Origin of the sequence: Mycetohabitans sp. B46, assembly GCF_037389205.1 — a bacterium.
Lineage (GTDB): Bacteria > Pseudomonadota > Gammaproteobacteria > Burkholderiales > Burkholderiaceae > Mycetohabitans.
In genome coordinates, this window is sequence record NZ_JADBGL010000004.1 from 202622 (window position 1) to 225699 (window position 23078).

General features: G+C 62.0%; 18 protein-coding genes, 3 tRNA genes and 1 pseudogene. 9 read left to right on the forward strand and 13 right to left on the reverse strand.

The features are described from left to right. The first annotated feature begins 17 nt into the window (after window positions 1-17). The 3 genes from IHE30_RS06450 (at window position 18) to IHE30_RS06460 (ending at window position 4117) form a co-directional block, all read left to right on the forward strand. Entirely contained in the window at window positions 18-1610 is a 1593-nt protein-coding gene (locus tag IHE30_RS06450; RefSeq protein WP_337689566.1) for an NAD(P)H-hydrate dehydratase, read from the forward strand. 147 nt (window positions 1611-1757) lie between these two features. Further along, a complete protein-coding gene (gene pgi / locus IHE30_RS06455; protein WP_337689567.1) occupies window positions 1758-3383 on the forward strand; it encodes a glucose-6-phosphate isomerase in 1626 nt (541 codons plus the stop codon). 401 nt (window positions 3384-3784) lie between these two features. Beyond that, entirely contained in the window at window positions 3785-4117 is a 333-nt protein-coding gene (locus IHE30_RS06460) for a hypothetical protein (protein WP_337689568.1), read from the forward strand. Between the two features lie 57 nt (window positions 4118-4174). Here the strand turns inward: IHE30_RS06460 and IHE30_RS06465 are convergent, their stop codons facing one another. Both IHE30_RS06465 and IHE30_RS06470 read right to left on the reverse strand, forming a co-directional pair. Continuing rightward, on the reverse strand, window positions 4175-6091 hold the full coding sequence (locus IHE30_RS06465) for a SurA N-terminal domain-containing protein (RefSeq protein WP_337689569.1): 1917 nt from the start codon (window positions 6089-6091) through the stop codon (window positions 4175-4177). Between the two features lie 802 nt (window positions 6092-6893). Beyond that, window positions 6894-6970 (reverse strand) — tRNA-Asp (locus IHE30_RS06470). 275 nt (window positions 6971-7245) lie between these two features. Here IHE30_RS06470 and IHE30_RS06475 point away from each other — a divergent pair. Further along, window positions 7246-7452, forward strand: a complete 207-nt coding sequence (locus tag IHE30_RS06475) for a hypothetical protein (RefSeq protein WP_337689570.1) — start codon at window positions 7246-7248, stop codon at window positions 7450-7452. Between the two features lie 215 nt (window positions 7453-7667). On the opposite strand, the gene IHE30_RS06480 is transcribed toward IHE30_RS06475, so the two are convergent. From IHE30_RS06480 to tig, 7 genes are all read right to left on the reverse strand, one after another. Then, the gene (locus IHE30_RS06480; RefSeq protein ID WP_337689624.1) at window positions 7668-8873 is read right to left on the reverse strand and encodes an MFS transporter; all 1206 of its coding nucleotides are present in this window, start codon (window positions 8871-8873) and stop codon (window positions 7668-7670) included. 345 nt (window positions 8874-9218) lie between these two features. Beyond that, a tRNA-Val gene (locus tag IHE30_RS06485) sits at window positions 9219-9294 on the reverse strand. Window positions 9295-9321: 27 nt separating this feature from the next. Then, entirely contained in the window at window positions 9322-9594 is a 273-nt protein-coding gene (locus IHE30_RS06490) for an HU family DNA-binding protein (protein WP_337689571.1), read from the reverse strand. 292 nt (window positions 9595-9886) lie between these two features. Next, window positions 9887-12304, reverse strand: a complete 2418-nt coding sequence (lon, locus tag IHE30_RS06495; RefSeq protein ID WP_337689572.1) for an endopeptidase La — start codon at window positions 12302-12304, stop codon at window positions 9887-9889. Between the two features lie 197 nt (window positions 12305-12501). Then, on the reverse strand, window positions 12502-13773 hold the full coding sequence (clpX, locus tag IHE30_RS06500; protein WP_337689573.1) for an ATP-dependent Clp protease ATP-binding subunit ClpX: 1272 nt from the start codon (window positions 13771-13773) through the stop codon (window positions 12502-12504). A 160-nt stretch (window positions 13774-13933) separates the two neighbouring features. Beyond that, window positions 13934-14587: an ATP-dependent Clp endopeptidase proteolytic subunit ClpP gene (gene clpP, locus IHE30_RS06505; RefSeq protein ID WP_041753575.1), complete on the reverse strand. Its 654-nt coding sequence runs from the start codon at window positions 14585-14587 to the stop codon at window positions 13934-13936. 139 nt (window positions 14588-14726) lie between these two features. Then, the gene (tig, locus tag IHE30_RS06510; protein ID WP_337689574.1) at window positions 14727-16082 is read right to left on the reverse strand and encodes a trigger factor; all 1356 of its coding nucleotides are present in this window, start codon (window positions 16080-16082) and stop codon (window positions 14727-14729) included. Window positions 16083-16643: 561 nt separating this feature from the next. On the opposite strand from tig, the pseudogene IHE30_RS06515 reads away from it, so the two are divergent. Together IHE30_RS06515 and IHE30_RS06520 are read left to right on the forward strand one after the other, a co-directional pair. Then, window positions 16644-17063, forward strand: a pseudogene (locus tag IHE30_RS06515) (glycerate kinase); the annotation flags it as partial. Window positions 17064-17082: 19 nt separating this feature from the next. Beyond that, entirely contained in the window at window positions 17083-17592 is a 510-nt protein-coding gene (locus IHE30_RS06520) for a MarR family winged helix-turn-helix transcriptional regulator (RefSeq protein ID WP_337689575.1), read from the forward strand. Here the strand turns inward: IHE30_RS06520 and IHE30_RS06525 are convergent. Continuing rightward, window positions 17589-17840, reverse strand: a complete 252-nt coding sequence (locus IHE30_RS06525; protein WP_337689576.1) for a hypothetical protein — start codon at window positions 17838-17840, stop codon at window positions 17589-17591. The genes IHE30_RS06520 and IHE30_RS06525 overlap by 4 nt on opposite strands. Before the next feature lie 151 nt (window positions 17841-17991). Next, a tRNA-Leu gene (locus IHE30_RS06530) sits at window positions 17992-18078 on the reverse strand. Between the two features lie 198 nt (window positions 18079-18276). Between IHE30_RS06530 and IHE30_RS06535 the strand changes: the two genes are divergently transcribed. Continuing rightward, window positions 18277-19098 carry a squalene/phytoene synthase family protein gene (locus IHE30_RS06535; RefSeq protein WP_337689577.1) on the forward strand — a complete coding sequence of 274 codons (822 nt, stop codon included), beginning with the start codon at window positions 18277-18279 and terminating at the stop codon, window positions 19096-19098. 58 nt (window positions 19099-19156) lie between these two features. Here IHE30_RS06535 and IHE30_RS06540 read toward each other — a convergent pair whose 3' ends face one another. Next, window positions 19157-20335: a DUF1501 domain-containing protein gene (locus tag IHE30_RS06540; RefSeq protein ID WP_337689578.1), complete on the reverse strand. Its 1179-nt coding sequence runs from the start codon at window positions 20333-20335 to the stop codon at window positions 19157-19159. 84 nt (window positions 20336-20419) lie between these two features. Beyond that, on the reverse strand, window positions 20420-20734 hold the full coding sequence (locus tag IHE30_RS06545) for a hypothetical protein (RefSeq protein ID WP_337689579.1): 315 nt from the start codon (window positions 20732-20734) through the stop codon (window positions 20420-20422). Window positions 20735-20918: 184 nt separating this feature from the next. On the opposite strand from IHE30_RS06545, the gene ompR reads away from it, so the two are divergent. Beyond that, on the forward strand, window positions 20919-21644 hold the full coding sequence (gene ompR, locus IHE30_RS06550) for an osmolarity response regulator transcription factor OmpR (RefSeq protein ID WP_337689580.1): 726 nt from the start codon (window positions 20919-20921) through the stop codon (window positions 21642-21644). A 60-nt stretch (window positions 21645-21704) separates the two neighbouring features. Then, a complete protein-coding gene (locus IHE30_RS06555) occupies window positions 21705-23069 on the forward strand; it encodes an ATP-binding protein (protein ID WP_337689581.1) in 1365 nt (454 codons plus the stop codon). Window positions 23070-23078: the final 9 nt, after the last annotated feature.

Here is a 23078-nt window from a genome sequence, read left to right on the forward strand (position 1 = left end):
CTCATTGAAGGCCTTGCATGACTGATCCTATTCTGTCCGCCGCCGGATGCAGTGCGCGCACTGCACCGCCAATCGATGCGCGCGATCGCGCCGTGCCACTGTATGACGTGGCTTCGCTGCGCCAGATCGAGGCGCAGACCACTCGCTCCCTGCCCGCCCACACGTTGATGGCACGTGCCGGCCGTGCGGCTGCAGCCGTGCTGCTCGACGATGAAGTGCCAGTGCGTGCCGCGTGGATCGCAGTGGGGCCTGGTAACAACGGCGGCGATGCATTGGTCGCCGCGTATGAGTTGCATCGCGCCGGCGTGCGCGTGCATGCGTGCATGCCGCGCGAGGTGGTCCCGGACGACGCACGCTGGGCGTTGCAACTCGCGCGCGAAGCCGGTGTGCCGATCGGCACGACGATTCCGGATACGCTGCAGGGGTTTGACTGGGCGCTCGACGGGTTATTCGGCATTGGCCTGGGCCGGCCGCTGGACGGCGATTTCGCGCGCATCGCCGCGCTGTTATCCGAGCATGCGTATCAGGGCGCGCGCGTGCTGGCGCTCGATGTGCCGAGCGGACTGGACAGCGATACTGGCAACGTGGCCCATGATGGTGCCGCGGTGCACGCCACCGATACCATCACATTCATTGGCGCGAAACCAGGGTTGTACACGGCGCATGGGCCGGACCTGGCGGGACGCGTGCGTATTGCACCACTCGAGCTGACCGCCGCGCTCACAACGCCTGCTGACACGCCACCATTCGACGTGCCAAGGCTGAACGCACCGGCGCTGTTCGCGTCGCGGCTGCCCGAGCGCGCGTTGGCCTCGCATAAGGGCACGTTCGGCACGCTGGCCGTGATCGGCGGCGCGGCAGGCATGTGCGGCGCGCCCCTCCTGGCCGCGCGGGCTGCGCTGTACTGCGGTGCCGGCAAGATCCACGTCGGCTTGCTCGGCGACGGCGCGCCGCCTTATGATCCCGTCCATCCGGAACTGATGCTCAGTCCGATCCACACGCTGGCCCTGGGCGCGACGAATGCACTGGCCATCGGGCCAGGGATGGGGCGGAACGAGCGCGCGGCACGCGTGCTCGCTGACGTCCTGTCGTTGAACGTGCCGATCGTCGTGGACGCCGACGCGCTGAATCTGCTTGCCCACGACGCGAGCCTGGCGGCCCGGCTCGCGCGTCGGCAGGCGGCGACGATCATCACACCGCATCCGCTGGAGGCAGCACGACTGCTTGGTGTGGACGCGGCGAGCGTACAGCGTGACCGGCTTGGCGCCGCCCGGCACCTGGCCGAGCGGCTAAACGCGGTGGTGGTCCTTAAGGGGAACGGTTCCGTCATCGCCGAGGCGCGCGGTCCGGACCATCGGCCGCTGACGATCAACCCGACCGGCAATGCTGCCTTAGCGACCGGAGGTACCGGCGACGTACTGTGCGGGATGATCGGCGCGTTTGCCGCGCAGCGCATGCCGCCGTACGAAGCCGCCCTCACCGCAGTTTACTTGCACGGCGCGGCGGCCGAATCGCTGTGCGCGGACGGCGACGGGCCGGCCGGATGCACCGCCGGCGAGCTTGCGCCGCGGGTACGACGGCTGCTTAATACCCGCTTCTACACGCATTGATCGCGGCCGAACGGACGACTCGAAGATGCCGCCGTGCATCGCTATACTGGATGCCAACGCGTCACCATTCGCAATCGCCCGCGCCGGCACGCGTAAAGACGCAGACCGGCGGCGGCTTTTCTTTCGTCACAGAGCCAAGCAACGTCTATGAGTTTGAATTCGCTTCCCGCCTGGTCCACCCTTGCCGCCCATTATGAATCCATTCGCGATGCTCATATGCGCGACTGGTTCGCCCCCGAGAACGATCCGGCGCCCACGCGGGCGGAGCGCTTTACCGTCAGCGGCGGCGGGTTGACGTTAGATTTTTCGAAGAACCGTGTGACCGACGAGACGATCGCGTTGTTCGTGCAGCTCGCTCGCGAAACCGGCGTGCAGGCGCGACGCGACGCGATGTTCGCTGGTGAGAACGTGAATCCAACCGAGCACCGCGCCGCATTACACACGGCTTTGCGGGCCTCGGACGCGAATGCGCCGTACGCCGCGCAAGTCAACGCAGAGCGCACGAAGATGGCAGCCTTTGCTGAACGGGTGCGCAGCGGTCAATGGTTGGGCCACACAGGCAAGCCGATCCGGCACGTTGTCAATATTGGCATCGGAGGCTCGGATCTGGGGCCGAAGATGGTTGCGCACGCATTGCATCACCTCACGACACCAAAGATCCGCACACACTATGTGTCCAATGTCGACGGTGCTGACCTGCAGCGCGTGCTGGAGCAGATCGATCCCGAACAGACATTGGCGATTGTTGTATCGAAAACGTTCACGACATTGGAGACGATGACCAACGCGCGCTCGCTGCGCGACTGGTTCCTGCGCAGCGGCTGTGCGCCGGACCAGTTGGCCCGGCATTTTGTCGGCGTGTCGGCGAATCCTCAGGAAGTGGTGCGCTTTGGCATTGCACCCGACAACGTGTTCGAAATGTGGGACTGGGTCGGCGGACGCTATTCGCTGTGGTCGGCGGTCGGGTTGTCGGTGATGATCGCGATCGGTCCCGAACACTTCGATCGATTACTCGCGGGCGCCCATCTGATGGATGAGCATTTTCGCCACGCGCCATTGGAGCGCAACCTGCCGGTGCTGCTCGGGCTGCTCGGCGTCTGGTACCGCAATTTTTTCGGCTCACAAAGCTATGTTGTTGCCCCCTATTCGGAAGCGCTGCACTTCCTGCCAGCGTACTTGCAGCAACTGGAGATGGAAAGCAACGGCAAGTCCGTCACGCTGGACGGGCACTTCGTCGATTATTCGACTTCGGCAGTAACCTGGGGCGAGCCCGGCACGAACGGCCAGCACGCGTTCTTCCAAATGCTGCACCAGGGGCCAACGATCGTGCCCATCGACTTCATTGTGTCGCTCACGCCCGAGCATCCCCTGCCCGGTCATCACGAAAAACTGCTGGCAAATTGTTTTGCGCAAGGCGAAGCGCTGATGCTAGGACGCACGCAGGCGGAGGCGGAGCGCATCGCCGGGCCTGAGCAGAGGGCACTCGTGCCGCACATCGTTTTCCCGGGTAATCGGCCGACGAACACGATCCTGCTCGACGAGTTGAATCCCCAATCGCTCGGGGCCCTGATCGCGCTATACGAGCACAAGACACTCGTGCAAGCCACCGTGTGGAACATCAATCCGTTCGACCAATGGGGCGTCGAACTGGGCAAGATGCTCGGCAAGGTCGTCGAGGCAGACCTAGTCTCAACGTCGTCGGTGGATCCGCGCAAGCACGACTCGTCCACCAGCGCGTTGATTGCCCGTGCGCGCGCGAAGCTCCGATCCTGAAAAAGCGTCATTCATTGTATGCTGGTGCAGAATCTAGGCGTTTCGACCCAAAGCCTTAACCAGCGTAGCTGGCCGGATGATCTGACTATCGTCCATCCACCCCATAACTTTGTTTAGGAACAAATCGCGCCGGCTTGATCAGCCGGACGCACTCGCGGCCAATCGAGTCACGCGCGCGGCGCATCAACGCGTCAACACTGCCGGCAGTCCATCACTATTGCGCTAACAGGTGGACGATTAGCCAGTGCGGGCATGCGGATTGCAAAAGCACCGCGGGGCGGTGACTCCATGCCGGCTGGGAAGTGCGGCTCATCGATCGGACGGGATGACTGCTCAGCCGTTCAATCCGATGCCGCCGCCCTTGAATGGTCCGACGCTGAGCGCTTTTATAAGGAGTAAACATGAAACACTTGCCGATTCTCGCCGTGTCGGTCGCCGTTGCTGCTTGTGCGGCTCAACCACCGGCGGGCGTGCAGCCGGTTGGCAAGAGTGCACGCTCGCCTCAACAAGTCGCGCAATGCGTGTCGCAGAAATGGGCTGACAAGTCGCAGCAGCCCGTTACGCTACAGAACAGGCTCGCGCACGATCAGGCGTTCGACGTGCTGCTGCCGGGGGAACGCCCCGGGGGTGCCGCGGTGGTCATCCAACCCGATCCGTCCGGCAAGGGGTCGTGGGTCGGCATCCGTGGCAGCGGCTATCAGAACGCGACGGCTGACGTAAATAGCTGCCTGTAGCGGCGCGGCGCGCCGCGCAGCCGCCGCCGCTGGTGCAGCGGCCGCCGCTGCGCGGTATCACGGGTTCGCCGCGGCCGGCGTACCGTACAGCTTTACCCGCGAGCGGGCGCGCAGCGCATCGACATAGCTGGCCCATTCAGCGTCGCCGAGCACTTGGCCGATTTGCAGTTGCGCGCCGCTCAAGCGTTGCGCGTCGATGCTCGACGGCATATCCACCGCATTCACGCGGTAGATTGCATAGCCGGCATCACCTAGATCAACGCCGACATAAGCAGGTAGCTTTTGCGGATCAACTTTGAATATCGCGGCAACCGCTTGCGGTGGCACCCCCTGCGTATCGGCCCGCGTCATTTTGCTGACGGTCGAAAATCCGGCCGTGGACGCCGATTTCCGGACTTCGGCCAGTTTCACTTCGCCTTGCTGACGAGCCTTGTCCGCCGATAGCTGCGCGACGACCTTTTGCCGCACTTGCGCAGCGACCGCGTCGTACGGCTGAACGGAGGCCGGCTTATAGTCCACCACGCGCGCCGACACGAGCGTATTGTTGCCGACATCGATCGCCGGTGTATTGTGTTTGGCCTTAACGGAGTCGTCAGCGAACACAGCGGCGAGCAGCTTCGGATTGTTCAGTGGACTTGTCGGTGGCAATGCCGGATTGCCTTCCCGCATCAATGTCGCGGTCCGGATCGTCAACTTGAACTTGTCCGCAGCCGGCGTCAAGCTATCGGCCTGCTCGTAGACCGTGTTCGTGAATGCCTCGGCTTGTTCCGCATAGGCCTTGGTCGCCTGCTCGACCTTTAGCTCGGTCGCGATCGTCGCCTTGACCTCGTCAAACGGCTTGGTCTGTTCCGGCTTGATGTCCGTCACTTTAATGATGTGATAGCCGAAATCGCTTTGCACGATGCTGCTAACCTGGTTTTTTTTCAGCTTGAAGGCAGCGTCGGAGAACGGCTTGACCATCATGCCCGGCCCAAAGAAGCCGAGGTCGCCGCCCTTATTCTTGGAACCGGGGTCGTCCGAATTCTGTTGCGCCAGCTTGGCAAACTGCTCCGGATGCGTGGTGACCTGAGCGAGAATCGACTCGGCCTTCTGCCGCGCCTTGTCGCGTTCCGCCTGGCTCGCGCTGGCGGCGACCGCGATCAAGATGTGGCTGGCGCGCACTTCGCCGGGCGTCTTGAACTTTGCCGCGTTGTCGTCATAGTATTGCTTCAGTTCCGCCTCGCTCGGCTGCGCGCGCTGCGCGAGCGCATCGGCCGACAGCGTCAGGTACTCAACAGTCGCGCGCTCCGGCAGCGCAAACGCATCATGGTGCGCATCGTAATATTGCTTGAGCTGTACATCGCTCGGTTGCACCTTGTCCGCATAGTCGGCCGCATGCAGTACCAGGCCCTGCACCTCACGGCGCTGTTCCGACAGGCTTGCCAGCTGCTGAGCGAGGGCTTTGGGCGCGAATGCGCTTGACTGGATGCCGTCCGGCAACTGGCGGCTCGCCAATTGGTAGCGTACACGCTCGTCGAACGATTCCGGCGTCATGCCTTGCATCGCCAACAATTGCTTGTACTGGTCCACGTCATATGTGCCGTCGGGCTTGCGCAACGAGGCGATCGCCGGGATGCTCTGCTCCGCGCGCAGCACGGCTTGGTCAGACGCGCTCAAATGCAGGTCCTCGGTCGCCTTGGCCAGCACACGTTGCTGCACCAGGCTGTCAAGAATCGCACGGCGCATTTCCGGCGTATCGATTGCCTTTGCATCGAAGTTTGCGCCCAATACCTGGCGCGCGCGATCGAGCTGCTCGCGCATTGCGCCCTCGTATTCGGCCCGGGTGATCTTGCGGCCGGCGACACTCGCGACGTCCGCGCTGTCATCAAAGAAGTTGCGAAAGCCCTGAACGCCGACGAAGCCCAGCCCTGGTGCGATGAGAATCACCAGCAGGAACATCATTAGGCGCTTGTGGTTACGAAAGAAGTCGAGCATGAGATCGGTTGGGTACGTTACGCAGCCGGCAAGGCCGACAATCAACAAACGTTCGATATTACCTTACCGCGGCAAGCAGGCAAAACGCGTGGGCGGCAAAGCGCCTGACTGCGTCCGCTGGAACGGGCGCGGCAGTACGGCGCAGGCTGTGCCTATGCAGTGGCGGCCATGGAGCCGGTTTGGTACGTTGAGGTCCGCTGTCACGGGGGCTGTCGCCCATGCGGCGTCACCGCGATCTCCGGACAGCTGGCCGCCGCGCCGGTCGCGCTGCTTGGTGGTGCGGTGCAGCGTATCGCGATTTCACCTGGGTGACGGGTGGATGCGCCACTCTGGCCATCCCGTTCAGTTGTTCACGCAGGCGGAGGCCACCAAGATCCGCTTCATGAATTTGTCCCAAGGCGGTTGAGTTGCCCTCTACCCAGTGAACGAATGCAATCCCGGGGGGAATATTATCGATAACGCCAGTGCGTGGGCAGATTGAGTTTGTCGCGCAGGCGTCCCGCCAGTACGCGGTTGTATTAATGCAACCCATGCAGGGGCGATGTTTAATGGCAGTAACGGCGTGTAAACTGGAGGGAAACCACGTGAGCCGTCACGCCTTGCATCAGATCAATCCGCTACCGTGCTGGCGGATACAACACCCGCAGCAATAGCGACACAGCACCACGATCCAACAGGTCGTCTAGGAGCGTGGCAGCGCAATCACCGACAAACCAGCTGGGAACGCCGCGGCGGGAGCGCCGGTCGGCACGTCATCGGGCCGGGAGGCGACAGCGCTTTAATCAACAGTTTGTCGATCGGTTGGCGGAGTGGACGGGGCTCGAACCCGCGACCCCCGGCGTGACAGGCCGGTATTCTGACCAACTGAACTACCACTCCGTATGCCAACGGCGACTTTACCGGCGCTAGCTAGACAACCCACCTCTGCGTCGCGACCCGTCCAACGTCGCAGCGATATTGCGTGAGCCTAGCATTGTACTCGGCCCGATCGCGCTCGCGCAAGCGTGCCGAGTAACGACTGGCGTCAGCGCGGGCATAGTCGCAGCGATTGGCTCGCTCATGCTGTCTCTGATCGCGAGCGGTAAGCCCGGCTTTGATGTCGTCGTCAGCATATTCGCACCCAAGGCTCCGATAACCGCTCACTAGGCCACTACTTGCTCGACGCGACCTTCATCGGCAAGGCCGTGATGATGCTCGCCCTCCTTATCGCGATGCTCAGGGCAACTGACGCGTGGGCGTCGGCAGGCTTTGCACCGATCGCCATCGGCCAGCAGTGGTCATTCTGGGGTGCACCGCTGCTCGGCGCCGTGATCGCCAGGCTCTTCTATCCGGGCAGGGATACCGCGGCAAGCGAACGATAGAGCAGCGCCAGCGGCCACCATTGGCCCGGCCCAGCATGCGCGAGGCGGTGCCAATGCGCGGCGTAAGACTGCCTGCAAGCGCCGCCCAGGCTTGGTCAGCGAGTGAGATAGCAGAGTAACTCGACATCAAACTGCCGGAGCGCAGCAATCAAGCCGTGACGCTGACCTCGACATAGGCACGCGGACCCTTGTCCGGCTGAGAGCCGCGGTGTCACTCAAACCGGCGTGCTGCGCCTATTCGCCGCCGCAAAACCAGCCAGCGCAAGCACTGCCAGTGCGAGTGGAACAAACGACAGCCAGAGTACCGTGTTCCATCCGTATGCCGTCAGCAGGCCGCCTGACAGGAAGGAGCCAAAGGCCATCGTTCCGAACACGATAAAGTCATTAAGCGACTGCACCCGCACCTTCTCTTCTGGCCGATGGCATTCGAGCACGAGAGCTGACGCCCCCACAAAGCCGAAGTTCCACCCGACGCCGAGCAGAATCAGCGTGAGCCAGAAATGCGCCACATCAACGCCGAGCAAGCCTGTCGCGGCTGAAAGCGCGATGAGCACCAGCCCCGCCGTGATGACCCGTTGTGCACCGAACCGCGCAATCAGGGTACCCGTGAAGAAGCCCGGCGCGTACATTGCGATCACATGCCATTGAACACCAAGATTGGACGACGCCTGTGATAAGCCGCACATTTGCATCGCCAAAGGAGCGGCTGTCATGAGAAAGTTCATCAACAAATAGGAGACGACCGCGCAGATCACCGCGGTAACGAACCGGGGCTGGCGGACGATGAGGGTGAGCGGACGGCCGCCGGCAACCTCTGTCATGGTCGGCTTTGGAAGACGGACTCCTTGCAGGAGGAAGGCAGACAACACACCCACTACCGCTTGCGCCAGAAAGGTCGCCGCGAATGGATACGGTGCCCACAGGCTCATGGTCCCGGTAACGAGCTGGGGACCGATGACCCCGGCGAAGACCCCGCCTGCCATGACAAGCGATAGCGCACGCGAGCGCCGATCATGCGGCACGCAATCTGCCGCGGCGAAGCGAAAGGAAAGTACCACGGCCGCATAAGCGCCGCCAAAAAACGTCGCGACGCAAAATAGCCAAAATGAGCCCAGCATAACAGCCCAAGCCGCAAGCAGGCCCGCAAGTACGCCGCATCCAGCACCAATCATGAAGGCGGCACGGCGGCCCCAGCGTTGGGCGATCGCCCCGGCTGGCAACGATGATGCGGCCATCCCGACGACAAAGACCGAGATTGGCAGGGTCGCCAGAGCATGACTAGGCGCGAGCGTGTTTCCGACGATCGCCCCTGTTGCATATATGACGGTCGAGTTCGCGCCAGCGAGTGCCTGCGCGATGGTGAGTCTGGCGACATTGCCCTTTGCGTGCGCGTAAAAAGCCGACGAGGACGCGTCAATCATGGTACTGGCACTGACTTCTGACATAGGATTCAACCTGATAATCGCGGCCTTGCCGCAGTCAAGAACAGCCTTGCCGATCTGGGTCATTCGAGAAACCGCGCCCCCGGTCCGGTAAAGCAACAATCACGCACCGACAAACGAGATAACTCGTGAGGTCGCGCGCCGACAACATGGCCACTACTGGTGATATCAAACGGGCACCAAGTGGCAGCCAAACTTCATTGCTTGCGATGCTTTTTTCTTCGCCAACGTGAAACAAAAAACCCGCATTGCCAACAGCCATGCGGGTTTCCGGTACGACAGCAGTCTTCTTCAGACCGCGTGGGACAGCTTCGCGAAACGGAATGGTGGGTGCTGAGGGGTTCGAACCCCCGACCTACGCCTTGTAAGGGCGCCGCTCTACCAACTGAGCTAAGCACCCGTTCGCCGTCGCGTCCAACAGAGCGAGCTAGTTTACCGCATCTTTCAGCGCTTTACCAGCCCGAAACTTCGGCACTTTGGCCGCCTCGATCTTGATTGCCGCGCCGGTGCGGGGATTGCGCCCGGTGCGTGCGGTGCGCGTACCCAGTGCAAACGTGCCGAAGCCAACGAGTGTCACGCTGCCACCCTTCTTTAACGTCTCCTTGACGCCACTCATTAGGGCGTCCAGTGCGCGTCCCGCAGCGGCCTTCGAAATATCCGCTTGTTCTGCAATGTGATCAATCAACTCCGTCTTGTTCATTCTCCACCCCTCGCATTAGTTGGGTATGGGTTGGGGCACATTCGTTACGCGTCCGAGGTGATGCGCCGGCCGCGCGGAGCCATAAAAGCAACGGAAACCGTCGTGGCGAAGCGATTCGCAGGCGTATCCTGAAGATCTCCCTGAGCCCAAAAGAAAACACCCCGCAGCTCACACATGCAGGGTGTTTGAGCGCATGATCAGGCCGCGGCAACCGGGTCGTCGCCGCCCCTTCACGCCACATCACAGCACAACGCGTCCAGCGCACACGCAGCGTGGATGCGCCACGCGAATCTCAGTGCTTGACGACTTCGCTGCCCGCCTCCTTCGTCTGGCCATCCGCGACCGGCGCAGGCTTGGCGTCGTCTTCCGGCAGCGCATCCGGCATCCGCTCGAGCGCCAGTTCCAACACCTTGTCGATCCAGCGCACCGGCACAATCTCGATGCTATTCTTTACCGCGTCCGGAATTTCGGCGAGATCCTTTACGTTCTCTTCCGGAATCAGCACGAGCTTGATGCCGCCACGGTGCGCAGCCAGCAACTTTTCCTTCAACCCACCGATCGGCAGTACTTCGCCACGCAACGTGATTTCGCCGGTCATCGCGACGTCGGAGCGCACCGGGATGCCGGTCAGCCCCGACACCAGCGCGGTCGTCATCGCAATACCCGCGGACGGACCGTCCTTCGGCGTCGCACCTTCCGGCACGTGGATGTGAATGTCCTTCTTCTCGAACGCCTCATCCGTGATGCCCAGACGACGCGAGCGCGAACGCACGACCGAACGAGCGGCCTCGACGGACTCCTTCATCACGTCGCCGAGCGAGCCGGTACGAATCACGTTGCCCTTGCCGGGCATCAGCGCTGCCTCGATCGTTAGCAAGTCGCCACCGACCTCCGTCCATGCCAGCCCCGTGACCTGGCCAATCTGGTTTTCTTTTGCCGCCAACCCAAAGTCGAACTTGCGCACGCCCAGGAACGTATCCAGGTTGCCGCCATCGACCGTGATCGCGCCGTCCGCCTTCTTCAGCAGCAACATCTTCACGACCTTGCGGCAGATCTTCGACACTTCGCGCTCGAGCGAGCGTACACCCGCCTCGCGCGTGTAGTAACGGATAATGTCGCGAATCGCCGTTTCGGTCACGTCGATCTCGCCTTCCTTCAGCCCATTGTTGCGCTTTTGCTTAGGCAGCAGATAGCGCTGTGCGATGTTGACCTTTTCGTCTTCGGTGTAGCCGGACAGCCGGATCACCTCCATCCGATCCAGCAACGGCGCCGGAATATTCAGCGAATTCGACGTCGCCACGAACATCACGTCCGACAAATCGAAATCGACCTCGACGTAGTGATCCGCGAACGTGTGGTTCTGCTCCGGATCCAACACCTCGAGCAACGCGGACGACGGGTCGCCGCGGTAGTCCATCCCCATCTTGTCGACTTCATCGAGCAGGAACAGCGGATTGCGTACGCCCACCTTCGTCAGGCTCTGCAGAATCTTGCCTGGCATCGATCCGATGTAAGTGCGACGGTGGCCGCGGATCTCACTCTCATCATGCACGCCGCCAAGCGCCATGCGCACGAACTTGCGATTCGTTGCGCGCGCAATTGACTGCCCAAGCGAGGTCTTGCCCACGCCGGGAGGTCCGACCAAGCACAGGATCGGCGCCTTCACCTTGTCCACGCGTTGCTGGACTGCCAGATACTCAAGGATGCGCTCCTTCACCTTTTCGAGACCGAAATGGTCCTCGTCCAGCACGCGCTCGGCATTCGCCAGATCATTGCTGACTTTGCTCTTTTTGCGCCATGGCAGGCCGATCAACGTCTCGATGTAGTTGCGCACAACCGTGGCTTCGGCAGACATCGGCGACATTAGCTTCAACTTCTTGAGTTCGGCATCCGCTTTTTTCTTCGCCTCCTTCGGCATACGCGCAGCCGTGATCCGCTTCTCAAGCTCCTCGATGTCGGCACCATCCTCGCCCTCGCCAAGCTCCTTCTGGATCGCCTTGACCTGCTCGTTCAGGTAATACTCGCGCTGGCTTTTTTCCATCTGGCGCTTCACGCGTCCACGGATGCGCTTCTCGACCTGCAGGATGTCGATTTCGGCCTCGAGTTGCGCAAGCAAATGCTCCAGGCGCTCAACGACAGGAAACATCTCTAGGATGTTTTGCTTCTGATCCAGCTTCAGCGGCAGATGCGCGGCAATCGTATCGGCCAGACGCCCTGCCTCATCGATCCCAGACAGTGACGTCAGGATCTCGGGGGGGATCTTCTTGTTAAGCTTCACATACTGGTCGAATTGCGACACGATGGCGCGCCGCAGCGCCTCGGTCTCCGCGCTGTCGGCGCGGTCCGGCTCCAGCGGCATCAACTCGCACGAGAACATCGTCTCCTGCTCTTCGATCGACAACGTCTTCGCGCGCTGTAGTCCTTCGACCAGCACCTTCACCGTGCCGTCCGGCAGCTTCAGCATTTGCAGGATATTGGCGATACATCCGACCTCGTAAAGGTCCTTTTCGGTCGGTTCGTCCTTCGCAGCCGTCTTTTGCGCGACAAGCATAATGTGCTTGCCGCCTTCCATTGCCGCTTCGAGGGCCTTAATCGATTTCGGGCGGCCAACAAACAGCGGTATCACCATGTGCGGGAACACGACCACATCTCGCAGCGGAAGCAGCGGTAAAGTGGTGCGTTCAGTCGGGAGAAGTTGGCTTCCTGACATTTCTATCCCCAGTGTGGAATCAATTCGTTCGAAAATTGAGGCAATAACGCCGTATTGCAAGCCTCGGGGCGCGGACAGATGCAGAAACTTTCAATCCGAGTCGCAGGATGCGCAAAAGTTTTGGATCGCTCCACTTTAAACGAAAAAAGCCGTCCACGTCGCCATGAACGGCCCTCGCCACGCAGGCGCGTCACCGATCAATTGCTTCCAGCTACTTTTGGCGTGTCTTCATAAATCAGCAATGGCTTGCCGTCACCCTCGATGACGTTCTCATCGATAATAATCTTGCTGATCCCTTTAAGGGTCGGCAACTCGTACATCACGTCCAGCAATGCCTGTTCCAGGATCGAGCGCAAGCCGCGTGCACCGGTCTTGCGGCGAATCGCTTTTTTCGCGACCGCCTGCAACGCCGCAGGCCGAATCTCAAGCTCCACCCGCTCCATGTTGAACAGCTTATGGTACTGCTTGATCAACGCGTTCTTCGGTTCAACCAGGATTTTGATCAGTGCGGCCTCGTCGAGCTTGCCCAGCGTCGCGACAACCGGCAAGCGGCCGATGAGTTCGGGAATCAAGCCGAATTTGATCAAGTCTTCCGGCTCGACATCCCGCAGCACCTCACCTGCGTCGCGGTCCTGCTTGCTCTTCACACTGGCCCCAAAACCAATGCCGCTCTTCTCGGTACGGTCCGTGATCACTTTTTCGAGGCCATCGAACGCTCCCCCGCAAATGAACAGGATATTGGTCGTATCGACTTGAATGAAGTCCTGGTTCGGATGCTTGCGGCCACCTTGCGGCGGCACCGACGCCATCGTGCCCTCAATCAGCTTGAGCAGCGCCTGCTGCACTCCTTCGCCCGATACGTCACGGGTGATCGACGGATTGTCTGATTTACGGCTGATCTTGTCGATCTCGTCAATGTAGACAATGCCGCGCTGCGCTTTCTCGACCTCGTAATTACAATTTTGCAGCAGCTTCTGAATAATGTTCTCGACATCCTCGCCAACGTAGCCGGCCTCCGTCAGCGTGGTCGCGTCCGCAATCACGAACGGCACGTTGAGCAGTCTTGCCAGCGTTTGCGCGAGCAGCGTCTTGCCTGACCCAGTCGGCCCGATCAACAGAATGTTGCTCTTGGACAACTCGACGTCGTCCTTCTTGTCGAGATGCTTCAGACGCTTGTAGTGGTTGTACACCGCCACCGCAAGGATCTTCTTCGCGCGCTCCTGCCCGATCACGTACTGATCGAGAATCTCTCGTATTTCCAGCGGGCTGGGCAGGTCCGACCGGGTGATACCCACGTCGCCGGACGCGCCGGCTGCCTCGTCACGGATGATTTCGTTGCACAGGTCAATGCATTCGTCGCAAATGAAGACCGACGGTCCCGCAATCAGCTTCTTGACCTCGTGCTGACTCTTTCCGCAAAACGAGCAGTACAGCAGCTTCTCGCTATTCGAACCTTTCTTGTCCGCCATAAATATATTAAGCCTCCGGACACTTCTTTCACATCATACGCCGATTGACCACCCCCGGCAGTGCAGGACCGGTCATCAGTCCATTGTCGGCGGTTTGCTGGCGGCACCTATCGGTGAAATCCCGCCCCGTACAATAGCGGGCCCCTTTACGCGTGCCACATCACGGACGCTTATGCAGCACCTGGTCGATCAATCCATAGGCCTGCGCATCCTCGGCTGACATGAAATTGTCGCGATCGGTATCCCGCTGGATCTGCTCAACCGGTTGCCCCGTATGCTGCGCGAGCAGGTTGTTCAGGCGCTCCTTCAGAAACAAGATTTCGCGCGCCTGGATTTCGATATCGGACGCCTGGCCACGCGCGCCGCCCAGCGGCTGGTGAATCATCACGCGCGCATTGGGTAGCGCAATGCGCTTGCCTTTCGCGCCGGCGGCGAGCAGGAACGCGCCCATGCTGGCCGCCAGGCCCATGCACAACGTGGTCACGTCCGGCTTGATGAACTGCATCGTATCGTAGATTGCCATGCCGGCCGACACCGAGCCGCCCGGGCTGTTAATGTAAAGACTGATGTCCTTGTCCGGATTTTCGCTTTCGAGAAACAGCAATTGAGCGACGACCAAATTCGCGGCCTGGTCGTTCACTTCGCCCACCAGAAAGACTAGCCGCTCCTTGAGTAGGCGCGAGTAGATATCGTAGGCACGCTCACCCCGGCCGCTCGTCTCGACGACCATCGGCACCAGGCCCAGTGCCTGGGCCTCAAAATCCCGGGGCGCGTGCGTGGCGAGTTGATTCAGCAAATCTGCGCGGAACGTCATGCGTCTGTCCTTCTGTCTGGAGTTGTTCGATGCTTCGGTGATACAACGATAACCGGAATGCAAAAACTGCGCACAAATGATAAGCGGCGTTCGAAACCGTCTATCCGACCGTTTCGCCCGCCGCCCTGTTGCGCCGCCGTTACGCCTGAGCCGCCTGCGAGGCGTTCGCCAGTTCCTCGAAGCCGACTTCCTTATCGGTCACCTTCGCCTTGCCCAGCACGAAGTCGACGACGTTGCTCTCGACCACGTACGCTTCCATCTCAGCAAGGCGCTGCTGGTTCGAATAATACCAGCGCACGACTTCCTTTGGGTCCTCGTAGCTCTTCGCGAATTCGTCCACCTCGGCCCGGATCTGCTCGGGTTTCGCCTCCAGCTTATGCTCCTTGACCAATTCGGCCAGGATCAACCCGAGCTTCACGCGGCGCTCGGCCTGGTCCTTGAACATCTCGGCTGGGATCGGGGCTTTCGCCGCATCGGGCACGCCGCGTTGCGCCAGATCCTGACGCGCCATGTCAACCAAGCGCTGCTGGTCCTGCTCGATCAGCGCAGTCGGCGCATCCAACTCGGCGAGCTTTAACAGCGCATCCATCACCTGATTCTTCAGCAGGGCTTGCGTGCGGCGCTTCGCCTCACGTTCCAGATTATCTTTGATCTCCGCCCGCATCTTCGCCAAGTCGCCATCCGCGATACCGAGCGACTTCGCAAATTCCGCGTCGATTTCGGGTTGATGCGGCCATTCGACCTTCTTGACCGTGATCGTGAAACGCGCGGTCTTGCCGGCCACTTCCTTGCCATGATAATCGTCGGGGAACTTCAAGTCGAATTCTCGCGACTCGCCCGCCTTCAGCCCCAGCGCCGCCTGCTCGAACTCTGGCAGCATGCGGCCTTCGCCGAGCACGAACGCGAAGTCCTCCGCGCTGCCGCCGGCAAATGCCTCGCCGTCGATCTTGCCCACGAAGTCGACTGTCACGCGATCGCCGTCCTGCGCGCTGACATCGTCGCCGCCCGTGCCGTGCTCGCCCGCCTCGCCACGGGAATGGAAATGCACCCGCTGCTTGCGCAAAATGTCGAGGGTACGGTCGATCTCCGCATCGCCGATCGTCGTCGTTTTACGCTCAATTTCCGCGCTCGAGATGTCGCCAAGCTTCACTTCCGGATAGACTTCGAACGTCGCATCGAACGCATACGCGTCGCCCTGCGCCGACTCCTGCTTGGCCGCGAAGCTCGGTTGCCCTGCCACGCGCAGGTTCTCCGTGCGGCTGATGTCGAAGAACTCCTTGCCAATCTTGTCGCTGAGCACTTCCGCCTCAACCTGGCCGGCGTACTGCTGCGTGACCATCTTCAGCGGCACCTTGCCGGGACGGAAACCAGGCATGCGGACATTCTTTGCCAGCTTGCGGATGCGCGCGTCGATTTCCTTTTGAACGACATCCTTCGGCAGCGAAATCGTCACGCGCCGTTCGAGTTTGCCGAGGTTTTCTACAACGTTAGCCATGAATTCAATCCGTCCTAAAGTGGTCGAGCGTCTGGTTCTCCGTGCGCCAGGCGACCGGCGGCCCGATACCGGGGAACGCGCGCGGTGGCACAGCCAGTCGGGTCTGGAAAGCCAGATAGTTTAACAAACTATTGACTCGTGACATCGGAAATCGCGGTTTTATCCCAGCTGGTTCACGGTTTTACCCCGTCTGGCGCACGTTTTTGCCGTGTGCCGCGCGCTATTGCGCCTGCCCCAGGGTGGTAGCGCGTGCCGCGTTTGATAAGCTTCCGGTTCACGCCGTTGTCAGCCGGCTCACCCCAAGACGCTAGGAGACTGGTTGTTCCGATGCCCGCATCCTCTCCCCTCTCATCGCACCGACGCCCGCCTGCAGGCCGCCGCGGCTGTGCAGCCATCCCATGCTGGGGGCCGCACCCAGCACGGCGCGCCGGTGATCGTCGTGGCACCAGATTCGTTCAAGGGCTCGCTGGGTGGCGAGCCGGCCGCGCGGCCGGCCGGCGCCGGCATCGTGCGCGCGTTGCCCGATGCGCAACTGCATTTGCGGCCGATGGCGGCGGCGTCTTCATTGCGATGTGTGATGTCGATAACACCCCTCACTGGATTGCACGGCGCCAGCGCCGTACTCGGTCCGCAAAAAGGCATCCGGACCAGCGACATCGAGCTATTCAACGCCGTGCCGGACCGCTATGCCACACTGCTACTGGTTGATCACCGACGAAAGCCGCTGCAACGTCCAGACGCTGCATGACAAAGCGCCGTTCATCGCTTGCCGGCGCGCCGCACGCGCGGTCGTGCCAGCCACGTCGTTGTCCGGTGCGCTCGATCCCGACGCGCTGCCGCGGCTGAGCGAGCATTTCGGCCAGCTGCTTTTCGCCGGTGCCGGGTCCCATGTCGCTGGATGCGGCCATTCGCAACGCACCGACGCTGCTCAGCGAGGCTGCGGAGCAGCTTACGCGCAGCAAATTCCCCTCTCTACGCTAAACTTTTTAACAGGAGCAACATGACTTCTGCCGATCAATCCGGCCTGACCCAATTCCTCACCTACCGCATACACCTGCTCAACAAGCTGTCCGAGCGCGGCATCAGCGAGCTTTACCAGCGCAAAATCGGCATATCGATCGCCGAGGCGCGCGTGATCGCCGCCGTCGGCGCATTCGGGCCGTTCTCGGTCATCGAGCTAGCCCGGCACACCAATCTCGACAAGAGCCAGGCAAGCCGCGCCGCGGAAGCGTTGATGCGACGTGCGCTACTGCAACGCCAGGCAAGCCGCGACGATGGCCGTATCGTCGTCGTGTCACTGACCCCGGCCGGGCGCGCGCTGTATCGCAAAATCATGCCGATCGCGCGGCGCTGGAACGACAACATGTTCGCCGTGCTTGGCGAGCGCGAGCGTGCCCAACTGAGCCGGCTACTCGACAAGGTGATTGCCGCAGCACGCAACGCGGAAGCATTGGCAGCACAGAAAACGACCAAGCCGCGCGCCAAACGCACAAGCGCGTCGACACGCTAGCCTCGCTCGCGGCTAGCGCCGCGTGCATCGGGCGCAAGCCGGGCGGCCGCCTTGACGCCGGCATCGAGCGCATACTCGGCGGCGGCATTCTGGTTATCGAATACCGCGTCGATCGCCTGCCGCACGACCCACCCCTCGCGCAGCTTCGCGTCAAGCCGGGAAATGAAGTAAGTGGACGTCCATTCGCCCGGCCGCGTCGAACTCTGCATAGTGCGAACGATGAAATTGCCGACGATCCTTTCGGCCATCTGATTATCCTGCAAAGGGGTAGCGAGGTGCCAACGATGGCGGCACAGCTGGCACGCGGGCGCAGTGCGGCCCGGTACGCGGCCCGCTGCTTACGCACGGCCCTCGCTGGCGCCCTAATGGCGGCCGCCAGGTACGTCGACGGTGGATCTGTGGTGCGAGGAAGGGGACTCGAACCCCTACACCCTTGCGGGCGTCAGGACCTAAACCTGGTGCGTCTACCAATTTCGCCATCCTCGCATCCAGGGGCGCATTGCACGCCGCCCGGTTGTCGTGTTCTGCCGCGCCGAACGGTCGGTCAACCCGACTTGGACGCTGCAAGCGCAAGATTCTAACCGATTCGCCGCGCGTTGTCTGCACCGCGTGTACGGTCAATGCTAAACTTTGGTGCTTTGCGCGCGGTACAGGCCGCGCGCGCTTTTGCATGTTTCGCTTCGCGTGAATATCGACGACTATTGCCAGCAAAAGGCGGCCCCGGCCGGATCCAGCACGTACTATGCGCTGCGGCGGGCACCGTTGACCGCGCAGCCGTTGTTGACCGCGCTATACGCATTGCATCGGGAACTGGCCGAAAGCGTCAGCGAAGTCAGCGATCCAGCCGTCGGGCGCGCCAAGCTCGCCTGGTGGCAAAGCGAGTTCGGCGCCCTCGCACAGGGCGCGCCAACCCATCCGGTGACGCAGGCGGTCGCTCGCCATTACGCCAGCACGGCGCCGATCGAAGCGTTCATGACGTGGCTATCCGGTTACCAGATGGACTTGGACCAGGCACGCTATCTCGATTTCGCGGGGCTGTGCCGTTACGTGGAGCAGGTGGGCGCCGCATTGGCGAATACCGTGGCCGGAGTGACCGCGCGTGAGCCGGCCAGCCTGGCGTCATGGGCCCCGGCGCTCGGGCGGGCGTTGCTGCTTGCCGATATCGTCGAGCGCACCGGCGAGGACGCGCGACGTGGCCGCATCTACATCCCAATCGACGAAATGCAGCGATTCGGCGTGACAGCCGCCGACATCCTGCATCGTCGCTACGGCGAAGGCTTCACGCAATTAATGTCATTCCAGGTCGAGCGGGCGCGTCGCGCGCTCACCGATGCGCTCGGCGCGATACCGGCCGCCGAGCGCCGGACGCAGCGCGTGCTCCGCGCGCAAGCCGCCATGTCGCTGGCACTGCTGCGCGAACTCGAGGCGGAAGGCTATCGCGTGCTGCATCAGCGCATCGCGCTGACGCCGCTGCGCAAGCTGTGGATTGCCTGGCGCACGCGCTGACGCACTTGCGCCCGCAACGGCACCCCTGCCTGGGTGCCCGTCATTGCTGGGCGCTTGCTCAGCGCAACAAGCCCGGCAACGTATCGAACCGTGCACCTAGCACGGGGCCCACCTCGATACCCCACCCCTGCTGCAATACCGTCGCATAGAGCGAGCGGAAATCGATACCGAGGGGCAGATGGCCGTCACCATCGAGTTGGTTCAGTTGCGGCGCGACGCCATAGAATCCGCCCCGCACGCGTGCGCCGGCAACAAAGTGCGCAGCGACAGTACCGTGCTCGGTGCCGCCATCGGCGTTTTCGTCGGCACGGCGGCCGAATTCCGCATACGTCATGATCAGCGCTGACTCCCAACGGCCCAACTCAGTCAGCGCGCCGCGCAGCGCGACCATGCCGTCGGCCAATTGCGTGAGCAACACGGCATGTCTTGCCAGCTGGTTATGGTGGGTGTCGAAGCCGTTCAACGTGAGCCGGATCACAGGTGGGACGTGCGTCGAATCGTGGCGCGCGAGGGCAAGCTGCTGCATGGCGCGACTGATCGCCACACCAAATGCGTTGCGGGCAAAGCGGGTTGCAAACCGATAGTCGCGGGCCCCATGGTCGGACGATAGATCCTGCGTGGATAGTCGTTGGCCCTGCCCCCGAGCGCGTCCCAGCCCTGGCGGTCTCTCTCGTGGCCCTGGCGGCCTCTCCCCTGGCCCTGGCAATCTTTCTCCTAGCAGCGACAGCTGCGCTGGCAATGGCGACCGCACTGGCGACGGCGGTTGCACCGTTGATGGCGCGAAGGCCCGAGCCAGCCAGTCGTCACGTCGGTATTCGTGCGCTGCCGATGCGGTTTCCCAGATTTCCCGTGAACGGTAGTGGGACAGGTTCGGCCGCGGGTAGCCCACGCCTTGCACAATGGCGAGCGACGCATCGTCCCACCACGACTTCAGCACAGCCAGCGACGGATGCAGGCCGGTGCGCCCGTTGAGTGGTATCACTTGCTCGCGCGCGATCCCGATCGTCGGCCTCAGCTGCCGATAACGCAGATCCTCATACGGAATGACCGTGTTCAACGCATCGTTGCCACCATTAAGCTCGATCAGGATCAATGTCATCCGATGGACCGGCGCTTCGCGGCCACGCGCGGCAACCGTCGCATATGGCGCCCGCGCCGCAAGCAGGCCCGGCGAGCCGGGCGCGCCCAGCGCGCATAGCGCAGCGCCACCAGCAGTAAGAAATTGTCTCCGATGCACGATCTGGCAAGGTCGGCTAGCGTTTAAAACACTTGATGGGAATCCGTCAACGCCGCGGCGTCCATGATCGCGTGAGGGCCAAGCTTATCGCTTGTACAGTTCACGCACGGCATCTTCGATATGCTGGCGTAGCAACTGACGCTCTTCCGGTGTCATGCGCCCATCGCGTCTGCGCTGCTGGTCAAACTCGGCAGGCACAGTAGAGCGATTCGCCGCCTCGCTGGCGGGCAGCTGAGCCGGCTTGGGCGGCGTGTACCAGTGTAGCCCCTTGGGGGAGGACGGCCGCTCACGGTTATCTTGCGCAAACGCCGGGCTCGTGTGGACGATCGGGCCGGTAACGGCGCCGCCTAGGGCAAACCCGAGCGCGCCTGCCCTCACGTATCGCACCCACCCCGTCATATCGTTCCTTTCGCTGCTTGCGCCAATATCTTGCTCTTCGTTGCGACCATAAGACCTTTGCTTATATCGAAGTCTACGCGTGGCCGGTTCACCACATGCGCCGGCATGGGTGAATTCTGTAACCTTGTGTAACCCTATAATTAAGCCCAACTCGTGTCCGGTCCTAACGCGTTAAGATTCCGCCATGGAAACCAAAAGCCCATCCAAAATCCTCGTGGTCGATGACGATCCCCGTTTGCGCGACCTGTTGCGTCGCTATCTAGGCGAACAGGGTTTCAACGTATATGTGGCGGAAAACGCGCCTTCGATGAACAAGCTGTGGGTGCGTGAGCGCTTCGACCTGCTCGTGCTCGACCTCATGCTGCCTGGCGAGGACGGCCTATCGATCTGCCGCCGCTTGCGCGGCAGCAACGACCGCACGCCAATCATCATGCTCACAGCAAAGGGAGAGGATGTGGATCGCATCGTTGGCCTCGAAATGGGTGCAGACGATTATCTCCCGAAACCGTTCAACCCTCGCGAGCTTGTTGCGCGCATTCATGCGGTATTGCGTCGCCAAGCGCCATCGGAGTTGCCCGGCGCGCCATCGGAGACGGCAGAGGTGTTCGAATTCGGCGAGTTCGCGCTGAACCTGGCCACCCGCACGCTGACCAAGAGCGGCCAGGAGATCCCGCTAACCACCGGCGAGTTTTCGGTGCTGAAGGTGTTTGCGCGCCAGCCGCGCCAGCCGCTGTCGCGAGAAAAGCTGATGGAGCTGGCGCGCGGGCGCGAATACGAGGTGTTCGACCGAAGCCTGGACGTACAGATCTCTCGGCTGCGTAAGCTGATCGAGCCCGATCCGAGCAGCCCGCGCTTCATCCAGACCGTGTGGGGCCTGGGCTACGTGTTTATTCCCGATGGCGCTGCCTGAGCACGCACCGCGCGAGGCACGCGCCGGCTTGATGGATCGTTTCACTGACGCCCTCCTACGATGCGCATCGACCGCCGGTTATTGACGCTCGCGTTCGGCGGCTTATTCTGGCGCACTTTCCTGCTGATTGCCCTGTTAATCGCAGTGAGCCTGGCCGCATGGTTCCAGAGCTTCCGGGTAATCGAGCGCGAACCGCGCGCCGAGCGCGTCGCGATGCAACTGGTGGCGATCGTTAAGCTCACGCGCACTGCGTTGCTGTACTCCGATCCGGATCTGCGGCGCGCGCTGCTGCAGGACCTGGAAAGCAACGAGGGCGTCCGGGTCTACCCGCGTGAGGCCACCGACAAGTACACGCGGCAGCCGGACGAATCATTGACGCGGCTGATCGAGAAGAATATTCGCGCACGGCTCGGCGAGGGCACCATCATCGCCCAGTCGGTCAATGACATACCGGGCGTGTGGATCAGTTTCAAGATCGATGACGACGACTACTGGGTCGCGCTGGATCGGGAACAGCTCGACAGCGTCACCGGCCTACAATGGTTCGGCTGGGGCACGTTTGCGCTGGCGCTATCGCTGTTCGGGGCGGCATTCATCACGAGCTTGGTGAACCGGCCGTTCTCGCGCCTGGCGATGGCGGCGAGCCGGGTCGGCCAGGGGCAGACGCCGGAGCCGCTGCCCGAGCGTGGGCTCGGCGTCGCAGCAGAAACAAACCGCAGCTTTAATCAGATGGTTCGCGATTTGCAGCAACTCGAGGCGGACCGCGCGCTAATGCTTGCCGGCATCTCGCACGATTTGCGCACGCCGCTGGCCCGCCTGCGGCTCGAAACCGAAATGAGTCCGTCAGACGATGCGACAAAGGCCGCGATGATCGATGATATCGAGCAGATGGACAGGATCATCGGTCGTTTCCTCGACTATGCGCGTCCGGTGCAGCGGGCGCCAGAGCGTGTCGATCTGTCTGTGATCGCCAGCGAAGCGGTCGCGCGCATGGCGTCGGAAGACGGCGTGCGCATCACCACGCGGCTATCGCAAGGCGCAATGGTCGATGCGGATGCGACGGATCTGCGCCGCGTGGTCGGCAACTTGATCGAAAACGCACGCAAGTACGGGCGCAGTGCGAATGATGACATCCCGCACATCACGATAGAGACGCGGCTCGTGCATGCCCGCGTCGAGTTGTCGGTGCTGGATGAAGGCCCGGGTATCCCGGATGACCAGCTCAGCCTGGTGACTCGCCCGTTCTACCGTGTCGACGCGGCCCGTAGTCAAGCGGATGGCACCGGGCTGGGCATGGCGATCGTGCAGCGGCTCGTTAGCCGCCATCACGGCTCGCTGCGGCTGCGCAACCGCGTGCCCGGTTCGGGGCTGGAGGTCACGATCGATTTTCCGCTCAGCCGCAATGGCCGTCCGGAGCTGCGCTGATACACGCAT

Coding starts and splice junctions, on each gene's coding strand:
- IHE30_RS06520 (WP_337689575.1), top strand. CDS start 17,083: ATGACTTCTGCCGATCAATCCGGCCTGACCCAATTCCTCACCTACCGC.
- IHE30_RS06525 (WP_337689576.1), bottom strand. CDS start 17,840: ATGGCCGAAAGGATCGTCGGCAATTTCATCGTTCGCACTATGCAGAGT.
- pgi (WP_337689567.1), top strand. CDS start 1,758: ATGAGTTTGAATTCGCTTCCCGCCTGGTCCACCCTTGCCGCCCATTAT.
- IHE30_RS06555 (WP_337689581.1), top strand. CDS start 21,705: ATGCGCATCGACCGCCGGTTATTGACGCTCGCGTTCGGCGGCTTATTC.
- IHE30_RS06465 (WP_337689569.1), bottom strand. CDS start 6,091: ATGCTCGACTTCTTTCGTAACCACAAGCGCCTAATGATGTTCCTGCTG.
- tig (WP_337689574.1), bottom strand. CDS start 16,082: ATGGCTAACGTTGTAGAAAACCTCGGCAAACTCGAACGGCGCGTGACG.
- IHE30_RS06490 (WP_337689571.1), bottom strand. CDS start 9,594: ATGAACAAGACGGAGTTGATTGATCACATTGCAGAACAAGCGGATATT.
- clpX (WP_337689573.1), bottom strand. CDS start 13,773: ATGGCGGACAAGAAAGGTTCGAATAGCGAGAAGCTGCTGTACTGCTCG.
- IHE30_RS06450 (WP_337689566.1), top strand. CDS start 18: ATGACTGATCCTATTCTGTCCGCCGCCGGATGCAGTGCGCGCACTGCA.
- clpP (WP_041753575.1), bottom strand. CDS start 14,587: ATGACGTTCCGCGCAGATTTGCTGAATCAACTCGCCACGCACGCGCCC.
- ompR (WP_337689580.1), top strand. CDS start 20,919: ATGGAAACCAAAAGCCCATCCAAAATCCTCGTGGTCGATGACGATCCC.
- IHE30_RS06545 (WP_337689579.1), bottom strand. CDS start 20,734: ATGACGGGGTGGGTGCGATACGTGAGGGCAGGCGCGCTCGGGTTTGCC.
- lon (WP_337689572.1), bottom strand. CDS start 12,304: ATGTCAGGAAGCCAACTTCTCCCGACTGAACGCACCACTTTACCGCTG.
- IHE30_RS06480 (WP_337689624.1), bottom strand. CDS start 8,873: ATGATTGACGCGTCCTCGTCGGCTTTTTACGCGCACGCAAAGGGCAAT.
- IHE30_RS06460 (WP_337689568.1), top strand. CDS start 3,785: ATGAAACACTTGCCGATTCTCGCCGTGTCGGTCGCCGTTGCTGCTTGT.